Consider the following 22,351-nt stretch of genomic DNA (forward strand, 5'->3'; position numbering starts at 1 on the left):
CCCCCGGACCTTTTACATTACAGCGACACCGTCACGCCGTCGTCGGGTTCGGCATGCCCGGCATCGGCTCGTCGGCCGGCGGAGGGACTTCCGGCAGGATGCCGGGGTTGTCGGGCACCGGATAGGGATCGGGCGTCGTCGGACGGTCGGGCTGCGGCGGGTTCGGGTTGGACGGCGGCGGAATCTCGCCGGGGGTGGACGGCTTCTGCGGTTCGCTCATACGGGAACTCCTTCGCGAGGGTGGTCCAGGGGGTGGCCCTGGGATAACGCGTCAGTCGACGGTCCGTTCAATCGCCCGGCCTCCGGCCTGGACGTCCTGCCCAGCGCCCTCGACCGTGTTGCAGCCGGTCAGCATGGCTGCCAGAGCCATAAGGAAAGTCAGGATCACCATCTCGCGCGCGGGGAACGGGATGGCGCGGGCGGTGGCGCGCTGCCGGCGGTTCTTGGCGTGCTGCATGGTGTCTCTCCGGTCTGGGATGGGGCTGGGAGAAGGGGATGAGCGATTGCGATTGGGCGATGGCCGGGGCGTCGTTGGTCTCTGTTTCTGACAACGCAATGACAGCGGCTTGGTTCCGCACCCCACCTCGCCGCCATGCAGTGAATGCAACCGTCCTTTCGAGGCGACCGAAAACCTTGACGCGGTACGCCCACCGGGCAAGATGACCAGCTTTTGCGCAGTCTGCCCGCTTTCCGGTCAAGCCTTACGGTCCGGCGGCATGGCTCAGGCCGCGACACCACCATCTTCCACCACAGGTTTCGTCATGAGCACCGCCACCCTGCCCGCCCCGGAGCCGTTGCGCGCGCGCCTTGCCGCCCACATCGGCGAACTGCTGCGGCTGGCGGCGCCGGTCATCGTTTCCCGAGCCGGACTGATGGTGATGATGGCGGTCGACACCGCCATCGTCGGCCGTTTCTCCGCCCAGGAACTGGCCTATTACGGGCTGGCCCACCTGCCCGGCAACATCATGGTCGGCACCGGGGTCGGGCTGCTGATGGGCACCGTGATGATCACCGCCCACGCCTTCGGCGCCGGCAGCGATGCAGACTGTGGGCGGGCATGGCGGCGGTCGGTCCCCTATGCACTGCTGCTGGGAGTGCTGTTCGCCCTGGTCTCGCTGCTGGGTGTTCCGCTCTTCCAGGCCGGCGGCCAGACCGCGGAGATGTCCGCCGGCGGCGCCCATGTGTTGGCGGTTCTGGGCCTTGGCGCGCCGGGCATGATGCTCTACATCACCACCGGATTCTTCCTGGAGGGCATCAAACGCCCATGGCCGGGCATGGTCGCCATGGTGATCGGCAACATCGTCAATGCGGCACTGGCCTGGGTGCTGGTGTGGGGCCATGTCGGGCTGGAGCCGCTGGGCGCGGTCGGCTCCGCCTGGGCGACCACCATCGTGCGCTGGGCCATGGGGCTGGGGCTCGTCGCCTATGTCTGGTGGATGCGCGACCATGACCGCTGGCAGGTCCGCCGGCCAGTCGCCGACTGGTGGAGCGGAGCCGCGCGCCAGCGTCACCTCGGCTATGCCGCCGGGCTCAGCATCGGGGTGGAGAGCGGGGCTTTCGGTGGGCTCGGCCTGTTCGCCGGCATGATCTCCCCGCTGGCGCTCGGTGCCTACACGGTCGGGCTGAACCTGACCGCCCTGCCCTTCATGGCGGCGGTCGGACTTGCCTCGGCCACCGCGGTGCGGGTCGGCGTCGCCTATGGCCGCGGCGACCGCAGCGACATGGCGCTGGCCGGCTGGACCGGCCTCGGCGTCACCAGCGCCATCCTGGCCTGCGTCGGCATTCTCTATCGCAGCGTGCCCGACGCGCTGGGGGCCATCTACTCCAACGATCCGCAGTTGCTGGAAGCGGTGGTGCCGCTGATCTCCTTCACCGCCTGGATCCTGATCGCCGACGGTGGGCAGACGGTGATGGCGAACGCGCTGCGCGGCCGGCACGACGCCTGGATCCCGACGGCGCTGCACTTCTTCTCCTACGCGGTGGTGATGATTCCGGTGTCGGCCTTCCTGGTCTTCGGTCTCGGCCACGGTGCCCACGGGCTGTTCGAGGGAATCCTGATCGCCAGTCTGGTATCGGTCACCATCCTCTCGCTCCGATTCGCGTATCTGAGCCGGGGCTGAGCCGGCTTTTCAGCCCCGAATCGTTGTGTGCAATTGCGAGAGTTGCTATATTTCCTGGGCAAAACCTTCGGCCCGCAAGGCCAGTGACTGCCGCGGATTCGTCAAGCGGCGGCGCATACGAAGAATGAGTGTCCTGCTTGAGCAATACGCCCCTTCCTCCCGCCTCCGACATCGCGCCGATCAACATCGAAGACGAGATGCGGAAATCGTATCTCGACTACGCGATGAGCGTGATCGTGAGCCGTGCCCTGCCCGACGTCCGCGACGGGCTGAAGCCGGTGCACCGGCGCATCCTCTACGCGATGAAGGAGGGCGGGTACGAACTCGACCAAGCCCTATAAGAAGTCGGCGCGCATCGTCGGCGACGTGATGGGTAAATACCATCCGCACGGCGACAGCGCGATCTACGACGCCATGGTCCGCATGGCGCAGGACTTCTCGATGCGCCTGCCGCTGATCGACGGCCAGGGCAATTTCGGTTCGATGGACGGCGATCCGCCGGCGGCGATGCGCTACACCGAGGCGCGTCTGGCCAAGGCGGCGGAAGCCCTGCTGGACGACATCGACAAGGACACCATCGACTTCCAGGCCAGCTACGACGATTCGGGCCGTGAGCCCACCGTCGTCCCGGCCCGCTTCCCGAACCTGCTGGTGAACGGCGCCGGCGGCATCGCCGTCGGCATGGCGACCAACATCCCGACCCACAATCTGGGTGAGGTGATCGACGCCTGCTGCGCCTACATCGACAATCCCGACGTCACGCTCGAAGAGCTGATGGAGCATGTGCCCGGCCCCGACTTCCCGACGGGCGGCCTGATCCTCGGCCGCTCGGGCAGCCGGGCGGCGCTGCAGACCGGGCGCGGCTCGATCATCCTGCGCGCCAAGACCCATTTCGAGGAGGTGCGCAAGGACCGCACCGCCATCGTCGCGACCGAGATCCCCTATCAGGTCAACAAGGCCAAGCTGATGGAGCGCATCGGCGAGGTCGTGAACGAAAAGATCATCGAGGGCATCGCCGACCTGCGCGACGAATCCGACCGCGACGGCGTCCGCGTGGTGGTCGAGCTGAAGCGCGACGCGGTACCAGACGTCGTGCTGGCGCAGCTGTTCCGCCACACCCAGCTCCAGACCTCCTTCGGCGTCAACATGCTGGCGCTGAACGGCGGACGTCCGGAGCTGATGCATCTGTTGCAGATCATCACCGCCTTCGTCCGCTTCCGTGAGCAGGTCATCACCCGCCGGACGGAGTTCCTGCTGGGCAAGGCCCGCGAGCGGGCGCACACCTTGGTCGGTCTGGCGGTTGCCGTCGCCAACCTGGATGCGATGATCGAGCTGATCCGCAGCGCCCCCGACCCGGTCTGGGCGCGCGAGGAGATGATGAACCGCGAGTGGCCGGTCCATGACGTCGGCCCGCTGATCGAACTGATCGACGAACCGGGCCGCGGCGTCAGCGAACAGGGCACCTACCGGCTGTCGGAAGTCCAGGCCCGCGCCATTCTCGACCTGCGCCTGCACCGCCTGACCGGGCTGGAGCGCGACAAGATCGGCGCCGAGCTGACCGACGTCACCGACCAGATCGCCGATTTCCTCGCCACGCTCGCCAACCGGCCGAAGCTGATGGGGATCCTGCGCGACGAACTGGTCGAGATGAAGGAGCGGTTCGGCACCCCGCGCCGCACCGAAATCCAGGATCTGGAATTCGAGGCCGACATCGAGGACCTGATCCAGCGCGAGGACATGGTCGTCACCGTCAGCCAGTCCGGCTATGTGAAGCGGGTACCGCTGTCGACCTATCGGGCGCAGAAGCGCGGCGGCAAGGGCCGTTCCGGCATGTCGATGAAGGCGGAAGATGCGGTCAGCGACCTGTTCGTCGCCAACACCCACACGCCGCTGCTGCTCTTCTCGAACCGCGGCATGGTCTACAAGCTGAAGGTCTACCGGCTGCCGCTGGGCAACCCGCAGGCGCGCGGCAAGGCCTTCGTCAACCTGCTGCCACTGATCGACGGCGAGACCATCACCACCGTCCTGCCGTTGCCGGAGGACGAGGCCGCCTGGTCCGACCTGCACGTCGTCTTCGCCACGTCGAAGGGCAACGTGCGCCGCAACCGTATGTCCGACTTCGCCAACATCCGCTCCAACGGCCTGATCGCCATGAAGCTGGAGGAAGAGGGCGAGCGGCTGATCGGTGTCCACACCTGTTCGGAAACCGACGACATCCTGCTGGCGACCCGCGGCGGCAAGTGCATCCGATTCCCGGTCGACGACGTGCGCGTCTTCGCCGGCCGCACCTCCACCGGCGTGCGCGGCATCAAGCTGGCCGACGGGGACGAGGTGGTGTCGCTGTCGATCCTGGCCCATGTCGACGCCACGCCCGAGGAACGCGCCGCCTTTTTCAAGATGAAGCGCGACGAAGGGCTGGAGATGGAGGGCGAGGCCGCTCCGGAAGCCGATGAGGTGCCGACCGACAGCGTCACCCTGTCGCAGGAGCGGTACGAGGATTTGAAACAAAAGGAACAGTATATTCTCACCGTCTCCGACCGCGGCTATGGCAAGCGCAGCTCGTCCTACGAGTATCGCACCGCCGGACGCGGGGGCCAGGGCATCTGGAACATGGAGATGGGCGAGCGTAACGGCTCCATCGTCGCCGCCTTCCCCGTCGAATCGAACCATCAGGTGATGATGGTCACCAACGGCGGCCAAGTGATCCGCATGCCGCTGCACGATGTGCGGGTGGCAGGCCGCAAGACGCTGGGCGTCACGCTGTTCCGCGTGGGGGCGGACGAGCGTGTGGTGTCCGTCGCCACCATCGCCGAGGAAGAAGGCGAGAATGGCGTGGGTGAGAACGGCGTCGGGGAGACTGGGGTCGAGGACGGCGGTGACGCCAACGGTTCGGTCGGGTCGGTCGGCGATGCTGGCGACGCTTCCGGGCCGAACGAATAACGGACGGGCCTAAAGGGGAACCCATGGCGACCAGCCAGACCGAGACCAGCAAGGCCGAGATCAGCAAGGGTCATCGAATTGGTGTCTATCCGGGCACCTTCGATCCGATCACCAACGGTCACATGGACATCATTCAGCGCGCCGCCCGACAGGTCGACCACCTGATCATCGGCGTCGCCCGGAATGCCGGCAAAGGGCCGCTCTATTCCACGGACGAGCGGGTCGCCATGGTTCGCGAGGATGTGGCCGCGCTGAATGCCGGCGGGGCCAGCATCGAGGTGCGGGCGTTCGACAATCTGCTGATGCATTTCGCCATCGAGATGAACGCCCGCGTCATCATCCGCGGCCTGCGCGCCGTCTCGGACTTCGAATATGAATTCCAGATGGCGGGCATGAATGCCCGGCTGAACCCGAAGGTCGAGACGATCTTCCTGATGTCGTCGGAGAAGCACCAGTTCATCTCCTCGCGCTTCGTCAAGGAGATCGGGCGCCTGGGCGGCGACATCCGCCACTTCGTATCTGCCCGTGTCGCCGAACGGCTGGCCGAACGCTTCGCTCTGGAGGCCGGCAACGGCACGGTTCCGACGACCAGCCAGACCTGAACCTTACGACCACGGGCTTGATGCAAAATCCTGCATTTTCCATCAAGCCCGTGGTTGACCTTTCAGGCGCGTCTTTCTATGGTGCGCCCACTTCCGGCGGGGGCCAGTTTCCCACCGCCGCGCTGGATGATCCGGTAGCTCAGTTGGTAGAGCACGTGACTTTTAATCATGTGGCCGTGGGTTCGAATCCCACCCGGATCACCACCCCTTGAAATTTTCATCATGCGCGATCACCGATTTCTCTCAAGCCACATAAACGTGGCATTTTGAGCCGCGCATCGGAAAAATTCGATCCCCCTTCCAGCGTTTCCCTTCATAGGCCATGAAAGGAAATCGATAAGGGTAAGCCCCAATTTAATCTCCTTGTGATTCTATTAAGACTCACAATGATTAGAGATTAAAGGGTTCAGCCATGGATCGGTTGGTGAACGCATCTGTCCGGACGAAGGTGATTGCGGCCTTCTTGGTGCTCTTGATCGGCACTGCGCTGCTTGGTCTGTTTGCGATCAACCGCATGTCATCGGTGAATGACGAAGCGGCGGAGATACGCGACAATTGGTTGCCTTCGGTCGTCGCCGTCTCCGATCTCTATTCGACCTTCTATTCCTACCGGACCGGTGAAGGCGCCTTGATTGCGGTACAGGACGAGTCCGAGATCCGCAAGGAAGAGGAAAGCCTGGAAAAAGTCATCCGATTGATCGAACAAAAGCGCTCAGTGTATGAGAGCATGCTGACACCGGGCTGGGAAACCGAGACCTATCGAAAGCTTGTCGATTCGTTCAATCGGTATTTCACCATCAGTCGGGACAGGTTGCGCCCTCTTGCGCGCAAGAACGACACGGTTGCGATCTCCGGACTGTTTATCGGTGAGTCGCGGCAGGAATTCCGCACTGCCGTGGCGATTCTGGAAGAGCTGGTGAACTTCAACCGGGTCGAGGGAGTGAAGGCTGCGGACAACGGCGCCAAGATTTACGACGTCTCCCGCAACTGGATCATCGCTGCAATCCTCGTGGCGGCTATGACCGGCGTCGGTGCTGCCCTGCTGATCCTCACCGCGGTCGTGAAGCCGCTCCACACGCTGACCGGCACCATGGGCCGGTTGGCGAACCGGGAGATGACCACCGAGATCCCCGGAACGGCCCGCCAGGACGAGTTGGGCTCCATGGCCCGCGCGGTCCAGGTGTTCAAGGACAACATGATCGAGGCCGACCGCCTCGCTGCCGTCGAAGCCGCCGAACAGCAGGCCAAGACACGCCGCGCCCAAGCCATCGAGCAATTGCTCACCGGCTTTGAGAATTCGTCGACCACCGCTTTGCGCACCGTGGCAGCGGCCGCTTCCGAACTGGACGCCACCGCGCACAGCATGTCGGCGATGGCGCAGCAGACCAGCACCCAGGCCACCGTCGTGGCGTCGGCCGCTGAACAGACCAGCGCCAATGTCCAGACCGTCGCCACCGCCACCGAGGAGATGGCCAGTTCGATCCGCGAGATCGGCACCCAGATCGCCCGCTCCGCCGACATCGCCGGCAAGGCGGTGAACGAGGCCTCCCAAACAAGTGACGCGGTCCGCAGCCTCGCAGAAGCAGCGCAGAAGATCGGCGAGGTCGTCGGCCTGATCACCGACATCGCAAGTCAGACCAACCTGCTCGCTCTGAACGCCACCATTGAAGCGGCACGGGCGGGAGAGGCCGGCAAGGGCTTTGCGGTGGTCGCAAGCGAGGTGAAGAGCCTTGCCGGCCAGACCGCCAAGGCGACGGAGGAGATCGCCAGCCAGATCGGCGCCATCCAGCAGACGACGCAGGGGGTCGTGACGGCGATCACCGGCATCGGCGGCACCATCGGCAGCATCAACGACATCACCACCGCCATCGCTGCCGCCATCGAGGAGCAGAGTGCCGCCACCAACGAAATCTCCCGCAACGTCCAGCAGGCCGCAGCCGGGACGCAGGAAGTGACTGGAAGCATCGTTCAGGTGACGCAGGCGGCAGGCGAGGCCGGCAACGCCGCCGGTCAGGTGCTGACCGCTGCCGGCGAGTTGTCCCGGCAGGCAGAACTGATGCGCCGGGATGTCGAATCCTTCCTGGGAGACATCAAGGCCGCCTGACCGCCGGCCTCGCAACCCCAATCAAAAAAGCCCCGCTTGAGCGGGGCTTTTCTTGTTCTGCAACAGACTGCCGAGATGGCGACCCCAGCTGGATTCGAACCAGCGACCTGCCGCTTAGAAGGCGGCTGCTCTATCCAACTGAGCTATGGGGCCTTATCCCGGTTTTCCAGCCGCTTGCCAGTGGCGACTTCGAACCGACGCCGACTTCGCGCTGTCGATCAGAAGCGCGGACGGTCGGTGCGGAAGTTGTCGGCGTAATTGCGCGGACGGACGCGGCGGACAGCAGCCTCCTGGACGGTATAGCTCCAGCCCTCACGCTTCGCGAACGCAATGGCCTCTTCCTTCGTCTCGAAGGACAAGCGCACCTGGTTCAGCGTATCGCCCGAGCTGGTCCAGCCCATCAGCGGCTCCGGACGGCGCGGCGTCTCGATCTCGTAATCCAGCATCCAACGGTGAGTCTTGGCCCGGCCGGATTGCATGGCCGTCTTGCTCGGCTGATAGATCCGGACGTTCATGGCTCGCTCGTCTCCCCAAATGCCTGCCGTTGCGTCCTGGCACCATGGCTTGGACGCGGATTTGTCCTCTGGCGATGGTCGGGGCGCCCGGATTCGAACCGGGGGCCTCCAGTACCCAAAACTGGCGCGCTGACCAGACTGCGCTACGCCCCGTCGCCGCGTTGTGAGATACACGAACGCCACGCCCACGGCAAGCGGACGGGCACTGCTTTCGCGGTCTTTTCCATCCCGCCTGCCTTGTTGGTCGTTCAGTGCGGCATTCGGTCGCTCAACAGCCTGTCGTCAACACCGTTCCGGATCCGTTTCGTTGCCGTCACTCACCCTCGCACCGCTCGCCATCATCCTGTTCGTGCCGGACCTTGCCGACCGGCCGCACCGCCGCTCCGCCATCGACCTCGCCCACGAACTGCTGCGAATGGGTGCGGCGGTGGATGTGGTGGCGCCGATGGGCGGCGGACCGCTCCGCGCGGAACTGGACCCCGCCGTCGGGCAGATCGACCTTGCCAAGCGCCATGCCGCCACATCCCCGCTCGCCCTGGCGCGCATGGTGGCGGAGCGGCAACCGGCGCTGCTGGCGGTTCCGCGGGAGGTGGGCTGGGTCGGCCGGCTGGCGTTGTGGCTGGCACGCAGCACGGTGCCGCTGGTCATATTGAAGGGCGAAGTTGAGGCCGACCTCGCGGCTATTCGTGCCGCAACGCCTCGATCGGGTTGAGGCGGGCAGCCCGTCGGGCGGGGTACAGGCCGAAGAACACGCCGACGATGCCGCTGACCACCACCGCCAGGATGACGGAGTCGATCTGGATCAGCGTCGGCCATCCGGCCAGAGTCGCGACGCCCATGGCGGTGCCGATGCCGAGCGCCACGCCGACTGCGGCGCCGATCAGCGACAGGGTGGTCGATTCGATCAGGAACTGCACCAGGATGTCGCGCCGCCGCGCCCCGATGGCAAGCCGCAGCCCGATCTCCCGCGTGCGCTCGGTCACCGACACCAGCATGATGTTCATGATGCCGATACCGCCGACCAGCAGCGAGACCGCCGCCACGGCGGCCAGCAGGAAGGACAGGGCGCGTGACGAGGCATCGCGGGTCGCCGACACCTCCGACAGGTCGCGCATCCAGAAATCGTCGTCCTGACCGGCAACCAGCCGGTGACGCTGGCGCAGCAGGTCTCGGATCTGCGCTTGGGCCCCGGCCATGTCGGTGCCGTCGCGCATCTTCACCACCATGGTGTGGATGAAGCGCGGGTTGCTTTTCGCCATGCCCGGAATGTTGCGCTTGGCGGTGGACAGCGGCACGAAGATGACATCGTCCTGGTCCTGGCCTTGCGTGTTCTGCCCTTTCTCCGCCAGCACGCCGACGACGGTCAGCGGGGTGGAAAAGACCCGCACCGGCTCCCCGATGGGGTCGCCGCCGCCGAACAGGGTGCGCACCACCGTCTGGCCCAGTACCACCACCTTGTTGGCCTGCGCCACATCCTCGTCCGACAGGCCGCGCCCCGCCGCGACACTCCAGTCGCGGGCATCCATATAGTCGGGCGTGATGCCGAACAGCACGGTACCCCAATTCTGGTTGCCGGCGACGATCTGCAATCCCCAGCGCACCGACGGCGCCGTCACCACCACCCCGGGGATATCCGCCAGCACCGCCAGCGCATCGTCCTCCGTCAGGGAAGAGGCGGTGCCGGCCCCCAGCTTGACCCCGCCGCGGGCGATGCTGCCCTGCCCCACCATGATCAGGTTGGTGCCCAGGCTGGCGATCTGGCGCAGCACCTGATCGCGCGCACCGGCCCCCACCGCGACCATGGCGATCACGGCGGCCACGCCGATGACGATGCCCAGCATGGTCAGCGCGCTGCGCAATGGATTGGCCCGCAGCGAATCGAGTGCTGCACGCAAGGCATCCCAGGCGGTCATGCCGCGACCTCCGGCGTCTGGTTCAGGTCGCCGATCAGCCGGCCGTCACGGAAATGCAGGACTCGGGACGCGAAGCGCGCCACCTCCGGCTCATGCGTCACCAGCACGATTGTGATGCCGCGCCGGTTCAGACGCTGGAACAGGCCGATGATCTCCAGGCTGGTGGAAGTGTCGAGCGCGCCTGTCGGCTCGTCGGCCAGCAGCAGCAGAGGGTCGTTGACCAGCGCGCGGGCGATGGCGACACGCTGCTGCTGCCCGCCGGAGAGCTGGGTCGGCCGGTGCCTTGCCCGCTCGCGCAGCCCGACCGCCTCCAGGGCGGCGAGCGCCCGCTCGACCCGCTGGGCGTGGCCGACGCCGGCGTAGACCATCGGCAGCATGACGTTGTCGAGCGCCGTCTGGCGCGGCAGCAGGTTGAAGGATTGGAAGACGAAGCCGATGCTGCGGTTCCGCACCGCCGCCAGCGCGTCGGAAGATAGTCCGGCGCCCTCTTGGCCCGCCACCTCCTGACGATCCAGCCGGTAGGTGCCCGAATCCGGACGATCCAGGCAGCCCAGCAGGTTCATGAAGGTGGATTTGCCGGACCCCGACGGCCCCATCACCGCAACGAACTCGCCACGCTGGATGACGACGGAGACATCGTCCAGCGCATGGACGATCTGCGGCCCCATGCGGTAATGGCGGGTCAGGCGCTCGACCGCGATCAGAGGCACGGCCTCAGGCTCGGCCGGTTCAGAAGCCAAGGCGCGGTCCCCGGCGGGTGTCGCGGTCGGCGGCGAGGATACCGGTGATGACCTCCTGCCCCGCCCGCAGATCGCCGGACACCACCTCGGTGAAGCTGCCGTCGCCGATGCCAAGCCGAACCGGCACCCCGACAGGGCTCCCATTGCCGGGGCTGGGCACCCAGACGGTCCGCGTCGCTTCGGCTGCCCTGCCGGGATCGACCAGCGACTCGAAGCGGTCGCGCTGCGCCGGGTCGAGCAGTCCGGCCATCCGCTCGAGCGTCGCGGTGCGGATGGCGTTGGCCTCCACCCTGCGGCGTTCCGGATCGCCGCCGTCCGCATCCAGCGCCGCGAAGCGCTCGCGGGCCTCGGCGACCAGGGCGGCGATGTCGCGCCGCTTGGTCTCGTCCAGCTTCAGCCCGTCCGTCACCCGTTTGGCGGAAGCCTCCAGCGCCGCGGCGCCGCGCCCGCCATTCAGGCCGCCGGTGGTCGGTGCCGGCGCCTCGGCGGAAGAATCGACGCCCGGCGGACGAAAGCGCAGGGCGGCATTCGGCAGTTTCACCGCTGATGGCCGCTCGTCCACGGTGATGCGCAGGTTGGCGGTCATGCCGGGCAGCAGGCGCAGCTCCGGATTCTCCACCGTGATGACGACGATGTAGGTGACGACGGTCTGATCCTCCTTCGGCGCCAGCCGCACCTGCGCCACCCGGCCGGTGAAGCTGTCGCCGGGGAAGGCGTTGACGGTGAAGCGCACCGCCATGCCTTCGCGGACCCGGCCGATGTCCGCCTCGTCGATGTTGGCAAGCACCTCCATCTGCCGCAGATCCTGGGCGATGGTGAACAGGGTGGGCGCCGACAGGCTGGCCGCCACCGTCTGGCCGGTGCTGACCGCCCGGTTCACCACCACGCCGTCGATGGGCGAGCGGATGACCGAGCGGTTCAAATCGACACGGACCAGCTGCAAGGCCGCCTCGCGCTGGGCCACCTGGGCACGGGCGACATCCACCTGGGCGGCGGCAACCGCCAGCGATGCTTCGGCTGATGCCGCCGCCGCTTCCGCCTGCCGCTTCTGCGCGCGGGCGGCGATCAGCTGGGCCTGGGCGCTGTGGGCTGCGGTTTCCGCCTTTTCCAGATCGGCGGCGGCGACCACGCCACGGCCCTGCAGGTCACGCCGCCGACGCAGATCACGCTCCGCATCGCGCTGGGCAAGGTCGGCGCGGACGATCTGCGCATCGGCATTGGCGATGCTGGCCTCCGCATTGGCAAGATCGGCCCGTGCCTTGTCGAGCAGGGCCTGCTGCTGGATCAGCGCGGCCTTGGCGGAATCGACATCGGCACCGGCCTGGGCCAGCCGCGCGGCAAGCTGGTCGCCGTTCAGCCGGGCAAGGATCTGCCCGCTGGTGACCCGGCTGTTGAAATCGGCATAAAGCTCGGCGATCTGGCCGGAAAGTTGGGAGCTGACCTCCACCGTCACCAGGGCGCTCATGGTGCCGGTGGCGGTGATGGCACTGACCAGCGGGCCTTGCTCGACCCGCGCCAGACGATATGAGGGACTGGGCTCGGCCCGCGCCAGCACGACATAGGCGGACAGGCCGGCCGCGGCGCTGAGCGCCAGTCCGAGAAAAATCGCCGCCCGCCTGCCCATTGCGCCCCTCCGCACCGCGCCACCCACGCGATGAATCTGGGGGAGTTTACGCGAAAGTCATGGGCTGCGAGCCCTCTTTCAACGGCGGGGCTTTGGCCTCAAGGCTTGGCGATGTCCGGCGAGACCACCCGGTCGCCGGGACGGATGCCGAGCCGCGAGGCCATGCCGCCGTTCAGCTCCAGGATCGCCTTGACCGGACCGTCGGAGTTGACGGAGTCCAACGATTCCGGCACCGCCCGCTCATGGATGTTCACGATGCGGCCGTCGGCGGCGATGAACAGCATGTCGAGCGGGATCAGGGTGTTCTTCATCCAGAAGCTGGCGGGCTGCACCCGATCGTATATGAACAGCATGCCGGCATCGGCGGCCATCGACTGGCGGAACATCAGCCCCTGCGCCTGCTGGCCCGGTGTCAGCGCCAGCTCGATATCGAAGCGGAACTTGCCGCCGCCGGCCGTCTCGACGGTCAGCTTGGATTTCTGGAAGCTCTCCAATGCCAGGGCCGGAAAAGCGACCACCAGCAGCAGGAGTGCGGCAATCACACCCCGAAAACTCCGACCGACCATCATGCATGTCCCCGAAGGCTGACCCGACCCGTGGATGCGGGAGAGGCGCCAGTGAAGCACGGCGCCCCGCCCCAGCCAAATTAAGCCTGTTTAGGACTTCGCCAGACGGTCGAAGGCCTGGAGCTTCGCCAGCAGCGCCGGCATATCCTTAAGCGGGACCATGTTGGGGCCGTCGCTGGGGGCGCAGTCGGGGTTCTCGTGCGTCTCCATGAAGACGGCGGCGACGCCGACGGCGATGGCGGCACGGGCCAGGACCGGCACGAATTCCCGCTGGCCGCCCGAAGTGGTGCCCTGCCCGCCCGGCTGCTGGACGGAATGGGTGGCGTCGAACACCACCGGGAAGCCGGTCTCCGCCATGATCGGCAGCGATCGCATGTCCGACACCAGCGTGTTGTAGCCGAAGCTGGCGCCGCGCTCGCACAGCAGCACGCGCTCGTTGCCGGACGCGACCAGCTTGGCGGCGACGTTCTTCATGTCCCACGGCGCCAGGAACTGGCCCTTCTTGACGTTCACCGCACGGCCGGTCTCCGCCGCGGCGATCAGCAGGTCGGTTCTGGCGGCAGAGGAAGGCCGGGATCTGCAGCACGTCCACCGCCTCGGCGACCGGGGCGCACTGGGTCGATTCATGCACGTCGGTGATGACCGGGCAGCCGAACCGCTCGCGGATTTCCGCGAAGATCGGCAGGGCCTTGTCCATGCCCAGACCGCGCGCGGTGGTGATGGAGGTGCGGTTGGCCTTGTCAAAGCTCGACTTGTAGATCAGCCCCATGCCCAGCGCGCGGGTCATCTCCACCAGCGCGGACGCGGTCTCCATCGCATGGTCGCGGCTTTCCATCTGGCAGGGGCCGGCGATCAGGACGAAGGGACGGTCGTTGGCAATGGTCAGGTCGCCGACCTGAACGGCGCGCGGCGTGGTCATCGGAGTGCTCCAAAACAAATCGAGGCGAGAGGGCGCCGCCCTCCCGCGCTCACCCGACAGGGGTTCGGGCAAGGGTCGGAAGACCCTTGCATCCCACTATTCAGGAAATCGGTCAACGGCGCTGGCGTCAGGCCAGATGCGTCCGGAAGAACTCCACCGTCAGCCGGTTCGCCTCGTCGGCCGCATCCCGGTCGTAATGCTCGCCGCCCGGCCGGGCAAAGGCATGGTCCATGCCCGGATAGACCTTGGCGGTCACCCACGTGTTGTCCTTCACCCCGGCGACCACCGCGTCGCGCTTCTCGGGGCTGGAGAACTTGTCGTTCTCGGCGATGTGCAGCAGCAGCGGCTTGGCGATCTTGTCGGCCTCACCCAGTAGCCCCTCCAGCCCGACGCCGTAATAGCCGACATTGGCATCGGCGTCCGACCGCGTCGCCATCATGAAGGCAAGCCGGCCGCCCAGGCAGTAGCCGACGCTGCCGGCCTTGCCGGTGCAGCCATCCTGCCCGCGCACCCAGGCCAGCGCTGCTTTGAGGTCGTCCACCGCCTTGTCCTGATCCATGCCGTTCAGCAGGGCGAAGGCCTGGTTCCACTCCTCTTGCGTCTTGTCGGTCAGTTGCACGCCCGGCTTCTGGCGCCAGAACAGGTCCGGGCACACCGCCAGGAAGCCCTGCGAGGCGTACCAGTCGCACATCTCGCGCATCACCGCGTTGACGCCGAAGATTTCCTGAATCACGACAAGCCCGCCGGCGGGGGCCACCGTGGGCTTGGCGACATAGGCTGAGAAACGGCCACCATCGGCGGCATCGATCATCACGTCTGACATGGCGCTGCTATCCTCCCGTTGGCAAATCCGCCCCTGATATGGAGCGGACTTGTCCCCGGTCACCTGTCTTTCGTCAGAAACCGACGCTGACGCCGACGAAGCCGCCGTAATCGCGGCGGTTCTCCTCGCCCAGCCTGGCATTCAGGCCCAGCGTGCCGGTCACCGACTCCGCCAGCTTGAAGGAGGCGCCCGCCGTCAGGTCGACATAGCTGCGGTCCGGCTTCGCCACCGCCACATCATAGGCCAGCGTGGAAATGCTGCGGCTTTCCACCGTGATGGAGCGCTGGTCGTCCTTGAACTCCCGGTTCAGCGTCACCTTGGCATAGGGCAGGACGCTGCCGAAATCGTAGGCCGCCTGATAGCCGATGCTGCCGACCAGCGAATTGCGGGTCTGCGAGCGGTAGGTGAAGCCGAACAGGCTGTTGTCCTCACTGAATCCCTCGACCTCGACATGCTGGTATCGCAGGCCCAGCACCGGACCATGGGTCAGCCCGCCGGTCATGAACTCGTAACCGCCCTCGGCACCGATGGAGGCGTTGATGCCCTCGGTGTTGCCGCTGGTGGAATGGTCGGTGCCGTTGATGCTGACGCCACGGCGCAGGTCGTAGTCGGCGAAGCCGATGGAGCCGACGCCGTTCACGAAGGCACCGCCCATGCGGTAGACGCCGTAGCCGCTCAGCACATACTCCCGCTGCTTGTAATCGCCGCCGGTGGAGAAGCTGCCGCGGTAATGCGACGCCGTGCCGGCCACGCCGAGCAGAAGATTCTCGGTGAAGCGCTTATCGATGCCGACGCTGACCGACAGCGGCGTGCCGCGCACCTCCGCCTGACCGCCGGCCCCAGGGTCGCCAGTGCGATCGCTGGTCAGCCGGCCGACCCCGCCGCTGATCCAGGCGCCACTGGTGCCGGGCTTGCGGCTCCACAGGCTGGTCGCCGCCTGGGCCAGGATGGTCGAGGTCAGCCGGTCGCGGGTGTGGATCGGCGATTCGGCGAGCTGGGCGACATTGCCGGGAGCGGTCAGCGCGTTCAGCACAAAGTCCGATACCGCGCGATGCCCGGCGGTGGTCGGATGGACACCATCGGCGAACAGATAGGTCTGCGCCGCGTTGGGCGCCGCCAGCGTCCCGGAGGTGCAGAGCAGCGAACTGCTGGTGGTGCAGGCGGTGCCGGTCACATTGGTGAAGCCGTAGGCCGCCGGATCGGCCACCGCCGCCCGCAGCAGGGAATAGGTGTCGATGGGAATGACCGATACGCCGGCATTCGCCAGCCCCAGCGTGACCAGCTGGTTATAGCCACTGACCAGCTGCGTGATCTGTGCCGCCGCGGCTGAGCCCTGCGCCCGCCCGAACGGCGTCGATCCAATGTCCGGCACCGTCGGTACCAAGATCGTGCGCGCCCCGGCGGCGCGCAGACGCGCCACCTGCGTCACCAGATCGCCGGCGGCCTGCGTCGCCGTCGCCTGTGCGGTGGCGGGGTTGGTGAGTGCCGTGAAGATGTCGTTCGCTCCACCCCAGACGGTGTAGAGCGCATTCGGATCGGCCCGGCCGCCGCTGGAGGCCAGATAGCCGGAGATTCGTGTCGCCACGCTGGGGGCGAGCGCCGTCGGGCCGGTCGCTGGAAAGCCGACCGAGGTATTCACCCGCGCGCCGCCGACCGCATAGTCGGTGCCGCCCCGCGCCGCCGTGGTGGCTGAGGTCCCGAGCGTCCCGGCGACGGTCTCCGCCCACACCGGCCCCGGGTTGGTGGTGAACTTGCCGCCGACGGGCAGGAGCGACTGGAACGCGCCGCTGTCGGTCAGGCTGTCGCCGAAGAAGATGGTGGAGGAGTAATCCGCCGCAACGGCCGGAACCGCGGCGACCGCGGTCAGACAGGTGGCGAGCGCGGCGATCCTGACGCGGTTCATAGCCCTTCCCCGATCATATTGTTTGATTGTCCGATTTTCAGACGATCGTCGCACAAGGGTACCGAACGCGCAAGAAACATGACGTATAGGGAAGGTTGCCGGCAGCAAAAAGCCCCGCCTGTGAGGACGGGGCTTTCCGTAACTGAGGACGGTCGATCTGAAACGGTCAGACCAGCCGGCTCTGATCGATGGCCGCCTTGATGAAGGCGGTGAACAGCGGGTGCGGCTCGAACGGCTTGGACTTCAGTTCCGGGTGGAACTGCACGCCGATGAACCAGGGATGGTCGGGGATCTCGACGATCTCCGGCAGTTCCCCGTCCGGCGACAGGCCGCTGAACCGCATGCCGCAGCGCTCCAGACGCTCCTTGTAGTACACGTTCACCTCATAGCGGTGACGGTGCCGTTCGGAGATATCGGTGGTGCCGTAGACCTCGGCGACCTTGCTGCCGTCCAGCAGCTTGGCCGGATAGGCGCCCAGACGCATGGTGCCGCCCAGATCGCCTACTTCGGCACGGCGTTCCAGCGTGTTGCCGCGCATCCACTCCGTCATCAGCCCGACGACCGGATTGCCCGGCTTGCCCAACTCGGTGGAGCCGGCATCCTCGATCTTCGCCATGTTGCGGGCGGCTTCGATCACCGCCATCTGCATGCCGAAGCAAATGCCGAAGTACGGCACCTTGCGCTCACGCGCAAACTGGGCAGCCCGGATCTTGCCTTCCGTGCCACGGGAGCCGAAACCGCCCGGCACCAGGATGCCGTGGACGTTTTCCAGCCGCTTCACCGCCGCGTCGTCATCCTCGAAGATCTCCGAATCGATCCAGTCGAGGTTGACCTTGACGTTGTTGGCGATGCCACCATGGGTCAGCGCCTCGGCCAGCGACTTGTAGCTGTCGAGCAGGCTGATGTACTTGCCGACTACCGCAATGGTGACCTCGCCCTGCGGCTTGCGCACCCGGTCCATGATGCGGGTCCAGCGCGACAGGTCCGGCTCCTTGTCGGTCGGCAGGCCGAAATAGCTCAGGACCTGGGTGTCGAAGCCTTCCTCGTGGTAGCTGATCGGCACCTGGTAGATCGAGTCGACGTCGAGCGCCGCGATCACCCGCTCCGGACGGATGTTGCAGAACAGCGCGATCTTCTTGCGCTCGTTCTCCGGAATTGGACGGTCGGCACGGCACAGCAGGATGTTGGCCTGGATGCCGACGCTCAGCAGTTCTTTGACCGAATGCTGGGTCGGCTTGGTCTTCAGCTCGCCGGCGGTCGGGATGTAGGGCAGCAGCGTCAGGTGGATGTAGAGCACATTCTCCTGGCCGACCTCGTTGCCGAACTGGCGGATCGCCTCCAGGAAGGGCAGCGACTCGATATCGCCCACCGTGCCGCCGATCTCGATGAGGACGAAGTCCTCGTCGGTGGCGTCGGCGCGGATGAACTCCTTGATCTCGTCGGTGATGTGCGGAATGACTTGGACGGTGCCGCCCAGGTAATCGCCGCGACGTTCCTTCGCGATCACGGTGGAGTAGATGCGGCCGGTGGTGATGTTGTCGCCCTTGCGGGCAGACACGCCGGTGAAGCGCTCGTAATGGCCGAGGTCAAGGTCCGTCTCGGCCCCGTCGTCGGTCACGAAGACCTCGCCGTGCTGATACGGGCTCATCGTGCCGGGATCGACGTTCAGGTACGGGTCCAGCTTGCGCAGCCGCACCTTGTAGCCGCGGGTCTGGAGAAGCGCCCCAAGCGCCGCCGATGCCAGACCTTTGCCCAGCGAAGAAACGACGCCACCGGTGATGAAGATGTAGCGAGTCATGTCCGTCCGAAGAGCTTGAGAGCTGTTCCATGTCCCCTGAGGGGACGGATTTGCCATGTCCCCTTAGGGGGCGGAGTTTTCACGCCCCCCGATGGAGGCGAATGTTCCAGTCCCCGGAGAGCCGCAGCGGCGCCAGCCGCAATCAGCCCTCAAAAGAAAGAGGCGGCTTCGGGGAGGCCGCCTCGCTGTCCGCTTCGCACCCGTGCGCTGGGAACTGTCCCGTTACTGGGACACCGGCGGCGCAGGTTGGGCCGGAGCGGCCGGCTGGGCCGGGGCCGTCGAAGCCGCCGGGCTCGCCGGCAGCGTGTCGATGATCGACGCCGGCCGCGAATGACCGCCGGCCAGGATCGCCAGCACGATGCTGGTGGCGAAGAAGCAGCCCGCCAGAATGCCGGTGGTCCGCGTCAGCAGGTTGGCCGTGCCGCGGGTGCTCATCATGCCGCCCATCGTGCCGCCGCCGATGCCGAGCCCGCCGCCTTCCGACCGCTGGATCAGGATCACACCGACCAGCCCGACGGCGATCAGCAGGTGAATGACCAGAATCACCAATTCCATGCGATGCTCACCCCACACCATCCCAAAAATCGAATAGCGCGCCACAGGCCGTCTTAAGGGCCCGTGGCGCGCGCCCATTGTTTGTACCGCGCCATCGCGCGATATGCCAGCGCCAAAATACCTGAGCCTTATCCGTTGGCGGCATGGCTGACACCGCTTGCGCGCCATGCCGCCAGCGAAGTCCGGCGTCAGCGGCAGGCGGTGCCGATGGCCCAGAAATCGTCGGCCTTCAGCGATGCACCGCCGACCAGGGCGCCATCGACATTCTCCACCGCCATCAGTTCCGCCGCGTTCCCCGGCTTGACCGAACCGCCATAGAGGATGCGGACCTTGGCGGACTCCGCGATCTTGCCGTCCAGCTCGGCGCGGATATGGGCGTGCATCGCCTTCACGTCGTCCGGAGTCGCGGTCTTGCCGGTGCCGATGGCCCAGACCGGCTCATAGGCGATGACAGTGTTGTCGGCCGTCGCATCGGCGGGGATGGAGCCGGACAGTTGCCCCGACACCACGGCGTTGGCTTGGCCGGCATCGCGCTGAGCTTCGGTCTCGCCGACGCAGATGATGGCGACGAGGCCCTCCTTGTGGGCGGCCACCGCCTTGGCGTTCACCACGGCGTCGCTCTCGCCATGGTCGGCGCGGCGCTCCGAATGGCCGAGGATGACGAAGCGGCAGCCGGCGTCCTTCAGCATGGTCGGCGCGACGTCGCCGGTGTGGGCGCCGGACGTCTTCGGCGCGCAATCCTGACCGCCCAGCGCCAGCGGGCTGTCGGCGATCGCCTCGCCCACCGGGAACAGCAGCGGAAAGGGCGGGCAGACCAGCATGTCGAAAGCGACCGGCCCGGCGCCCTTCAGCCGCCCGGCGAGGTCGGAGGCGAGGTCCAGCCCGTCGGCCTTCAACCCGTTCATCTTCCAGTTTCCGGCGATCAGCTTCCGGTTGGCGGTCATGGTCGTTTCCTTCTTGTCTCGGCTTTATATGGGAACTTGTGGAACGTTCTTGGCCTCTCGTGGTCAAAGCCCATAGCAAGCCCGCCGCGGAATTTCCACTCACCCGACCGGCACATCTCCCCCCGAAAGCCATAAGAGACATCTTGTAGCAGTCCCCGGCAGAGGCCGGCCAGACGCCCTCCGGCAAGGCCGGATCACATCCTCGGCGGAGCCGCACCATACGAAGTGCCATGTTGCGGATGCCCCTTTCCGGAATAGCATCATTTGCAGCGCACCAACTCCCCGCGGCGAAGGCCTGACCACGATGAAAAACTTCTCGGACCTGACGGAAAAGGAACTGCTGGCACTCGCCATCGCGCTGGAGGAGGAGGACAGCCGCATCTACGACGAGTTCGCCCACGGTCTTGCCGACAAATACCCGGACACGGCGAAGCTGTTCCGCGCGATGGCGTCGGAGGAAAGCGGGCACCGTCATCGGCTGCTTGAACTGTTCCAGGGACGATTCGGCGACCACATCCCGCTGATCCGCCGCCAGGACGTGAAGGGCTTCGTCGAGCGCAAGCCGGTCTGGCTGACCCGCCCGCTGGGACTCGACACCGTGCGGCGGCAGGCCGAACTGATGGAGGCGGAAACCAAGCGCTTCTACACCCGCGCCGCCGAACGGTCGCAGGACACCGCAATCCGCCAGCTTCTGGGCGACCTGGCGGAAGAGGAACGGCGGCACGAGGCCAAGGCCGAGCGGCTGGAGGCGAAATACGTCTCGCCCCAGGTGCGGGAGCAGGAGCACGAATCGGAACGGCGTCTGTTCCTCCTGCAGATCGTGCAACCGGGTCTCGCCGGGCTGATGGACGGGTCGGTGTCCACGCTGGCCCCGCTGTTCGCCGCCGCCTTCGCCACCCAAAGCAGCCACGAGACCTTTCTGGTCGGCCTCGCCGCCTCCATCGGCGCCGGGATCTCAATGGGGTTCGCCGAGGCACTGTCCGACAACGGGTCGCTGACCGGGCGCGGCAGCCCCTGGCTGCGCGGGCTGGTCTGCGGCGCCATGACCACGCTTGGCGGGCTCGGCCACGCCCTGCCCTATCTGATCCCGCATTTCTGGACGGCGACCGCCGTCGCCATCGCCGTGGTGGCGGTGGAACTGGCCGTCATCGCCTGGATCCGCAACCGTTATATGGACACGCCGCTGTTGTCCGCCGCCTTCCAGGTGGTGGTCGGCGGGCTGCTCGTCTTCGGCACCGGCATCCTGATCGGCAGCGCCTGAGTGCGGGAGGAAAAGCCGTTTTCGGGAACGAGCTTGTTCTTGTAACCGGACGCACGATTGTTTATGTCTGAGTTGCTGTCCTAATTAGAACAAATCGAACCGACCGCGTCGCCATGGCTGACCTTAAAGCGGGTGTGAACCAGCTCTTTCTCCGTGAGGAGGAACTCCGAACCGGGATGGAGCTGCTTTTCTACGCCTATCGCGAATTCACCGCCGAGCCGGACGAAATTCTGGCCGAGATCGGCTTCGGCCGCGCGCATCACCGCGTGATCTACTTCGTCGGCCGTTATCCGAAGATCACGGTGTCGGAACTGCTGGCGATCCTGAAGATCACCAAGCAGAGCCTGTCGCGCGTGCTGGGCGAACTGGTCCGCCAGGGCTTCATCGACCAGCAGACCGGTGCCCGCGACCGAAGGCAGCGGCTGCTGGAGTTGACGGAAAAGGGCGTGGAGCTGGAGCGCCAGCTGTCCGAAACCCAACGCCAGCGCATCGCCCGCGCCTATCGCATGGCGGGCGCCGAGGCGGTGGAGGGGTTCCGCAAGGTGATGATGGGCATGCTGGACGAGGAGGACCGGGCAAAATTCGCGCCGCCCGTTCCCCCTGCCCGTCTTGCCGTCAAACGCTGATCCGGAAAACGTCGAAGCGGATCAGCCGGCTTTCGATTCGATGGTCTCCACCGGAGCTGCGGTTTGGGCCTCCGCCGGGGTTGCCTCGGTCGGCTTGGCTTCGGTTGCGCCGTCGGCCGGCTTTTCAGCGGCCGTCTTCGCCTCGTTGGGATTGCGGCGGCGGAAACCACCCTTGCGGTAAACCACGTTTTCGGAAGCGCCCGGTGGGCATTGAACGATATTCCCGCCCTTTGCCAGGAAGGCACGGGTCATGTCGGCGAGGTCTTGGGCGTCCAGGTCCCGGGGGTCGTTGGACCTGTTGTGGTCGGCCATCGTGATCGCTCCTCGTGTCTCTCGGCCCTCAGCGGAGGGCACATGGAGATTAACACGGATCAAGGCCAAAACGGCCAAGCGCTTAC

19 protein-coding genes, 3 tRNA genes and 2 pseudogenes are annotated in these 22,351 nt (G+C 66.3%); 8 read left to right on the forward strand and 16 right to left on the reverse strand.

Annotated features, from left to right (window positions below):
* Window positions 1–31 precede the first annotated feature (31 nt).
* Window positions 32–220 (reverse strand): hypothetical protein, encoded by a 189-nt coding sequence (locus tag ACWPN3_RS17000; RefSeq protein WP_014247578.1) that lies wholly within the window; start codon window positions 218–220, stop codon window positions 32–34.
* A 51-nt stretch (window positions 221–271) separates the two neighbouring features.
* Window positions 272–457, reverse strand: coding sequence for an entericidin A/B family lipoprotein (locus tag ACWPN3_RS17005; RefSeq protein WP_098739779.1), 186 nt, complete (start codon window positions 455–457; stop codon window positions 272–274).
* A gap of 304 nt (window positions 458–761) precedes the next feature.
* Here ACWPN3_RS17005 and ACWPN3_RS17010 point away from each other — a divergent pair, with 304 nt between their 5' ends.
* The 5 genes and pseudogenes from ACWPN3_RS17010 (at window position 762) to ACWPN3_RS17030 (ending at window position 7,766) form a co-directional block, all read left to right on the forward strand.
* Complete coding sequence (locus ACWPN3_RS17010) at window positions 762–2,120, forward strand: MATE family efflux transporter (RefSeq protein WP_492240580.1); 1,359 nt, start codon at window positions 762–764, stop codon at window positions 2,118–2,120.
* Between the two features lie 137 nt (window positions 2,121–2,257).
* Window positions 2,258–5,060: pseudogene (gene gyrA, locus ACWPN3_RS17015) on the forward strand (DNA gyrase subunit A).
* Window positions 5,061–5,083: 23 nt separating this feature from the next.
* On the forward strand, window positions 5,084–5,662 hold the full coding sequence (coaD, locus tag ACWPN3_RS17020; protein WP_109446331.1) for a pantetheine-phosphate adenylyltransferase: 579 nt from the start codon (window positions 5,084–5,086) through the stop codon (window positions 5,660–5,662).
* A gap of 128 nt (window positions 5,663–5,790) precedes the next feature.
* A tRNA-Lys gene (locus ACWPN3_RS17025) sits at window positions 5,791–5,866 on the forward strand.
* Window positions 5,867–6,086: 220 nt separating this feature from the next.
* Entirely contained in the window at window positions 6,087–7,766 is a 1,680-nt protein-coding gene (locus ACWPN3_RS17030) for a methyl-accepting chemotaxis protein (protein ID WP_492261604.1), read from the forward strand.
* 76 nt (window positions 7,767–7,842) lie between these two features.
* Here ACWPN3_RS17030 and ACWPN3_RS17035 read toward each other — a convergent pair.
* From ACWPN3_RS17035 to ACWPN3_RS17045, 3 genes are all read right to left on the reverse strand, one after another.
* A tRNA-Arg gene (locus ACWPN3_RS17035) sits at window positions 7,843–7,919 on the reverse strand.
* A 65-nt stretch (window positions 7,920–7,984) separates the two neighbouring features.
* On the reverse strand, window positions 7,985–8,281 hold the full coding sequence (locus tag ACWPN3_RS17040; RefSeq protein ID WP_492240583.1) for an ETC complex I subunit: 297 nt from the start codon (window positions 8,279–8,281) through the stop codon (window positions 7,985–7,987).
* A 75-nt stretch (window positions 8,282–8,356) separates the two neighbouring features.
* Window positions 8,357–8,434, reverse strand: a tRNA-Pro gene (locus ACWPN3_RS17045).
* 154 nt (window positions 8,435–8,588) lie between these two features.
* On the opposite strand from ACWPN3_RS17045, the gene ACWPN3_RS17050 reads away from it, so the two are divergent.
* Complete coding sequence (locus tag ACWPN3_RS17050) at window positions 8,589–8,993, forward strand: hypothetical protein (RefSeq protein WP_492240584.1); 405 nt, start codon at window positions 8,589–8,591, stop codon at window positions 8,991–8,993.
* Here the strand turns inward: ACWPN3_RS17050 and ACWPN3_RS17055 are convergent.
* From ACWPN3_RS17055 to tpiA, 10 genes and pseudogenes are all read right to left on the reverse strand, one after another.
* Complete coding sequence (locus tag ACWPN3_RS17055) at window positions 8,962–10,194, reverse strand: ABC transporter permease (protein ID WP_492261605.1); 1,233 nt, start codon at window positions 10,192–10,194, stop codon at window positions 8,962–8,964. The two genes, ACWPN3_RS17050 and ACWPN3_RS17055, sit on opposite strands and share 32 nt — an antisense overlap.
* On the reverse strand, window positions 10,191–10,904 hold the full coding sequence (locus ACWPN3_RS17060) for an ABC transporter ATP-binding protein (protein ID WP_492240586.1): 714 nt from the start codon (window positions 10,902–10,904) through the stop codon (window positions 10,191–10,193). The genes ACWPN3_RS17055 and ACWPN3_RS17060 overlap by 4 nt, the downstream gene beginning before the upstream one ends.
* A 19-nt stretch (window positions 10,905–10,923) precedes the next feature.
* A complete protein-coding gene (locus ACWPN3_RS17065) occupies window positions 10,924–12,558 on the reverse strand; it encodes an efflux RND transporter periplasmic adaptor subunit (RefSeq protein WP_492240587.1) in 1,635 nt (544 codons plus the stop codon).
* 98 nt (window positions 12,559–12,656) lie between these two features.
* Window positions 12,657–13,100 (reverse strand): DUF192 domain-containing protein, encoded by a 444-nt coding sequence (locus tag ACWPN3_RS17070; protein ID WP_247873133.1) that lies wholly within the window; start codon window positions 13,098–13,100, stop codon window positions 12,657–12,659.
* Between the two features lie 114 nt (window positions 13,101–13,214).
* A pseudogene (kdsA, locus tag ACWPN3_RS17075) lies at window positions 13,215–14,043 on the reverse strand (3-deoxy-8-phosphooctulonate synthase).
* Window positions 14,044–14,170: 127 nt separating this feature from the next.
* Entirely contained in the window at window positions 14,171–14,866 is a 696-nt protein-coding gene (locus tag ACWPN3_RS17080; protein WP_109449124.1) for a dienelactone hydrolase family protein, read from the reverse strand.
* Between the two features lie 73 nt (window positions 14,867–14,939).
* Window positions 14,940–16,769, reverse strand: a complete 1,830-nt coding sequence (locus ACWPN3_RS17085) for an autotransporter domain-containing protein (protein WP_492261606.1) — start codon at window positions 16,767–16,769, stop codon at window positions 14,940–14,942.
* A gap of 166 nt (window positions 16,770–16,935) precedes the next feature.
* Complete coding sequence (gene pyrG, locus ACWPN3_RS17090) at window positions 16,936–18,567, reverse strand: CTP synthase (RefSeq protein WP_109449128.1); 1,632 nt, start codon at window positions 18,565–18,567, stop codon at window positions 16,936–16,938.
* A 222-nt stretch (window positions 18,568–18,789) separates the two neighbouring features.
* A complete protein-coding gene (secG, locus tag ACWPN3_RS17095) occupies window positions 18,790–19,122 on the reverse strand; it encodes a preprotein translocase subunit SecG (RefSeq protein ID WP_492261607.1) in 333 nt (110 codons plus the stop codon).
* Between the two features lie 188 nt (window positions 19,123–19,310).
* Complete coding sequence (gene tpiA, locus ACWPN3_RS17100) at window positions 19,311–20,066, reverse strand: triose-phosphate isomerase (RefSeq protein ID WP_492240589.1); 756 nt, start codon at window positions 20,064–20,066, stop codon at window positions 19,311–19,313.
* A 304-nt stretch (window positions 20,067–20,370) separates the two neighbouring features.
* Between tpiA and mbfA the strand changes: the two genes are divergently transcribed.
* Window positions 20,371–21,327: an iron exporter MbfA gene (mbfA, locus tag ACWPN3_RS17105; RefSeq protein ID WP_492261608.1), complete on the forward strand. Its 957-nt coding sequence runs from the start codon at window positions 20,371–20,373 to the stop codon at window positions 21,325–21,327.
* Between the two features lie 113 nt (window positions 21,328–21,440).
* Window positions 21,441–21,953, forward strand: coding sequence for a MarR family winged helix-turn-helix transcriptional regulator (locus tag ACWPN3_RS17110; RefSeq protein WP_098739700.1), 513 nt, complete (start codon window positions 21,441–21,443; stop codon window positions 21,951–21,953).
* A gap of 21 nt (window positions 21,954–21,974) precedes the next feature.
* Here the strand turns inward: ACWPN3_RS17110 and ACWPN3_RS17115 are convergent, their stop codons facing one another.
* Window positions 21,975–22,265, reverse strand: coding sequence for a hypothetical protein (locus tag ACWPN3_RS17115; protein ID WP_247873134.1), 291 nt, complete (start codon window positions 22,263–22,265; stop codon window positions 21,975–21,977).
* Window positions 22,266–22,351: the final 86 nt, after the last annotated feature.

The organism is Azospirillum sp. UENF 111221 (assembly GCF_058780625.1).

Bases quoted from the DNA above. Each gene is read 5' to 3' on its own strand.
- ACWPN3_RS17000 (WP_014247578.1), bottom strand. From the start codon at position 220: ATGAGCGAACCGCAGAAGCCGTCCACCCCCGGCGAGATTCCGCCGCCG.
- secG (WP_492261607.1), bottom strand. From the start codon at position 19,122: ATGGAATTGGTGATTCTGGTCATTCACCTGCTGATCGCCGTCGGGCTG.
- tpiA (WP_492240589.1), bottom strand. From the start codon at position 20,066: ATGACCGCCAACCGGAAGCTGATCGCCGGAAACTGGAAGATGAACGGG.
- ACWPN3_RS17085 (WP_492261606.1), bottom strand. From the start codon at position 16,769: ATGAACCGCGTCAGGATCGCCGCGCTCGCCACCTGTCTGACCGCGGTC.
- ACWPN3_RS17005 (WP_098739779.1), bottom strand. From the start codon at position 457: ATGCAGCACGCCAAGAACCGCCGGCAGCGCGCCACCGCCCGCGCCATC.
- ACWPN3_RS17065 (WP_492240587.1), bottom strand. From the start codon at position 12,558: ATGGGCAGGCGGGCGGCGATTTTTCTCGGACTGGCGCTCAGCGCCGCG.
- ACWPN3_RS17115 (WP_247873134.1), bottom strand. From the start codon at position 22,265: ATGGCCGACCACAACAGGTCCAACGACCCCCGGGACCTGGACGCCCAA.
- pyrG (WP_109449128.1), bottom strand. From the start codon at position 18,567: ATGACTCGCTACATCTTCATCACCGGTGGCGTCGTTTCTTCGCTGGGC.
- ACWPN3_RS17010 (WP_492240580.1), top strand. From the start codon at position 762: ATGAGCACCGCCACCCTGCCCGCCCCGGAGCCGTTGCGCGCGCGCCTT.
- ACWPN3_RS17110 (WP_098739700.1), top strand. From the start codon at position 21,441: ATGGCTGACCTTAAAGCGGGTGTGAACCAGCTCTTTCTCCGTGAGGAG.
- ACWPN3_RS17080 (WP_109449124.1), bottom strand. From the start codon at position 14,866: ATGTCAGACGTGATGATCGATGCCGCCGATGGTGGCCGTTTCTCAGCC.
- ACWPN3_RS17040 (WP_492240583.1), bottom strand. From the start codon at position 8,281: ATGAACGTCCGGATCTATCAGCCGAGCAAGACGGCCATGCAATCCGGC.
- coaD (WP_109446331.1), top strand. From the start codon at position 5,084: ATGGCGACCAGCCAGACCGAGACCAGCAAGGCCGAGATCAGCAAGGGT.
- mbfA (WP_492261608.1), top strand. From the start codon at position 20,371: ATGAAAAACTTCTCGGACCTGACGGAAAAGGAACTGCTGGCACTCGCC.
- ACWPN3_RS17055 (WP_492261605.1), bottom strand. From the start codon at position 10,194: ATGACCGCCTGGGATGCCTTGCGTGCAGCACTCGATTCGCTGCGGGCC.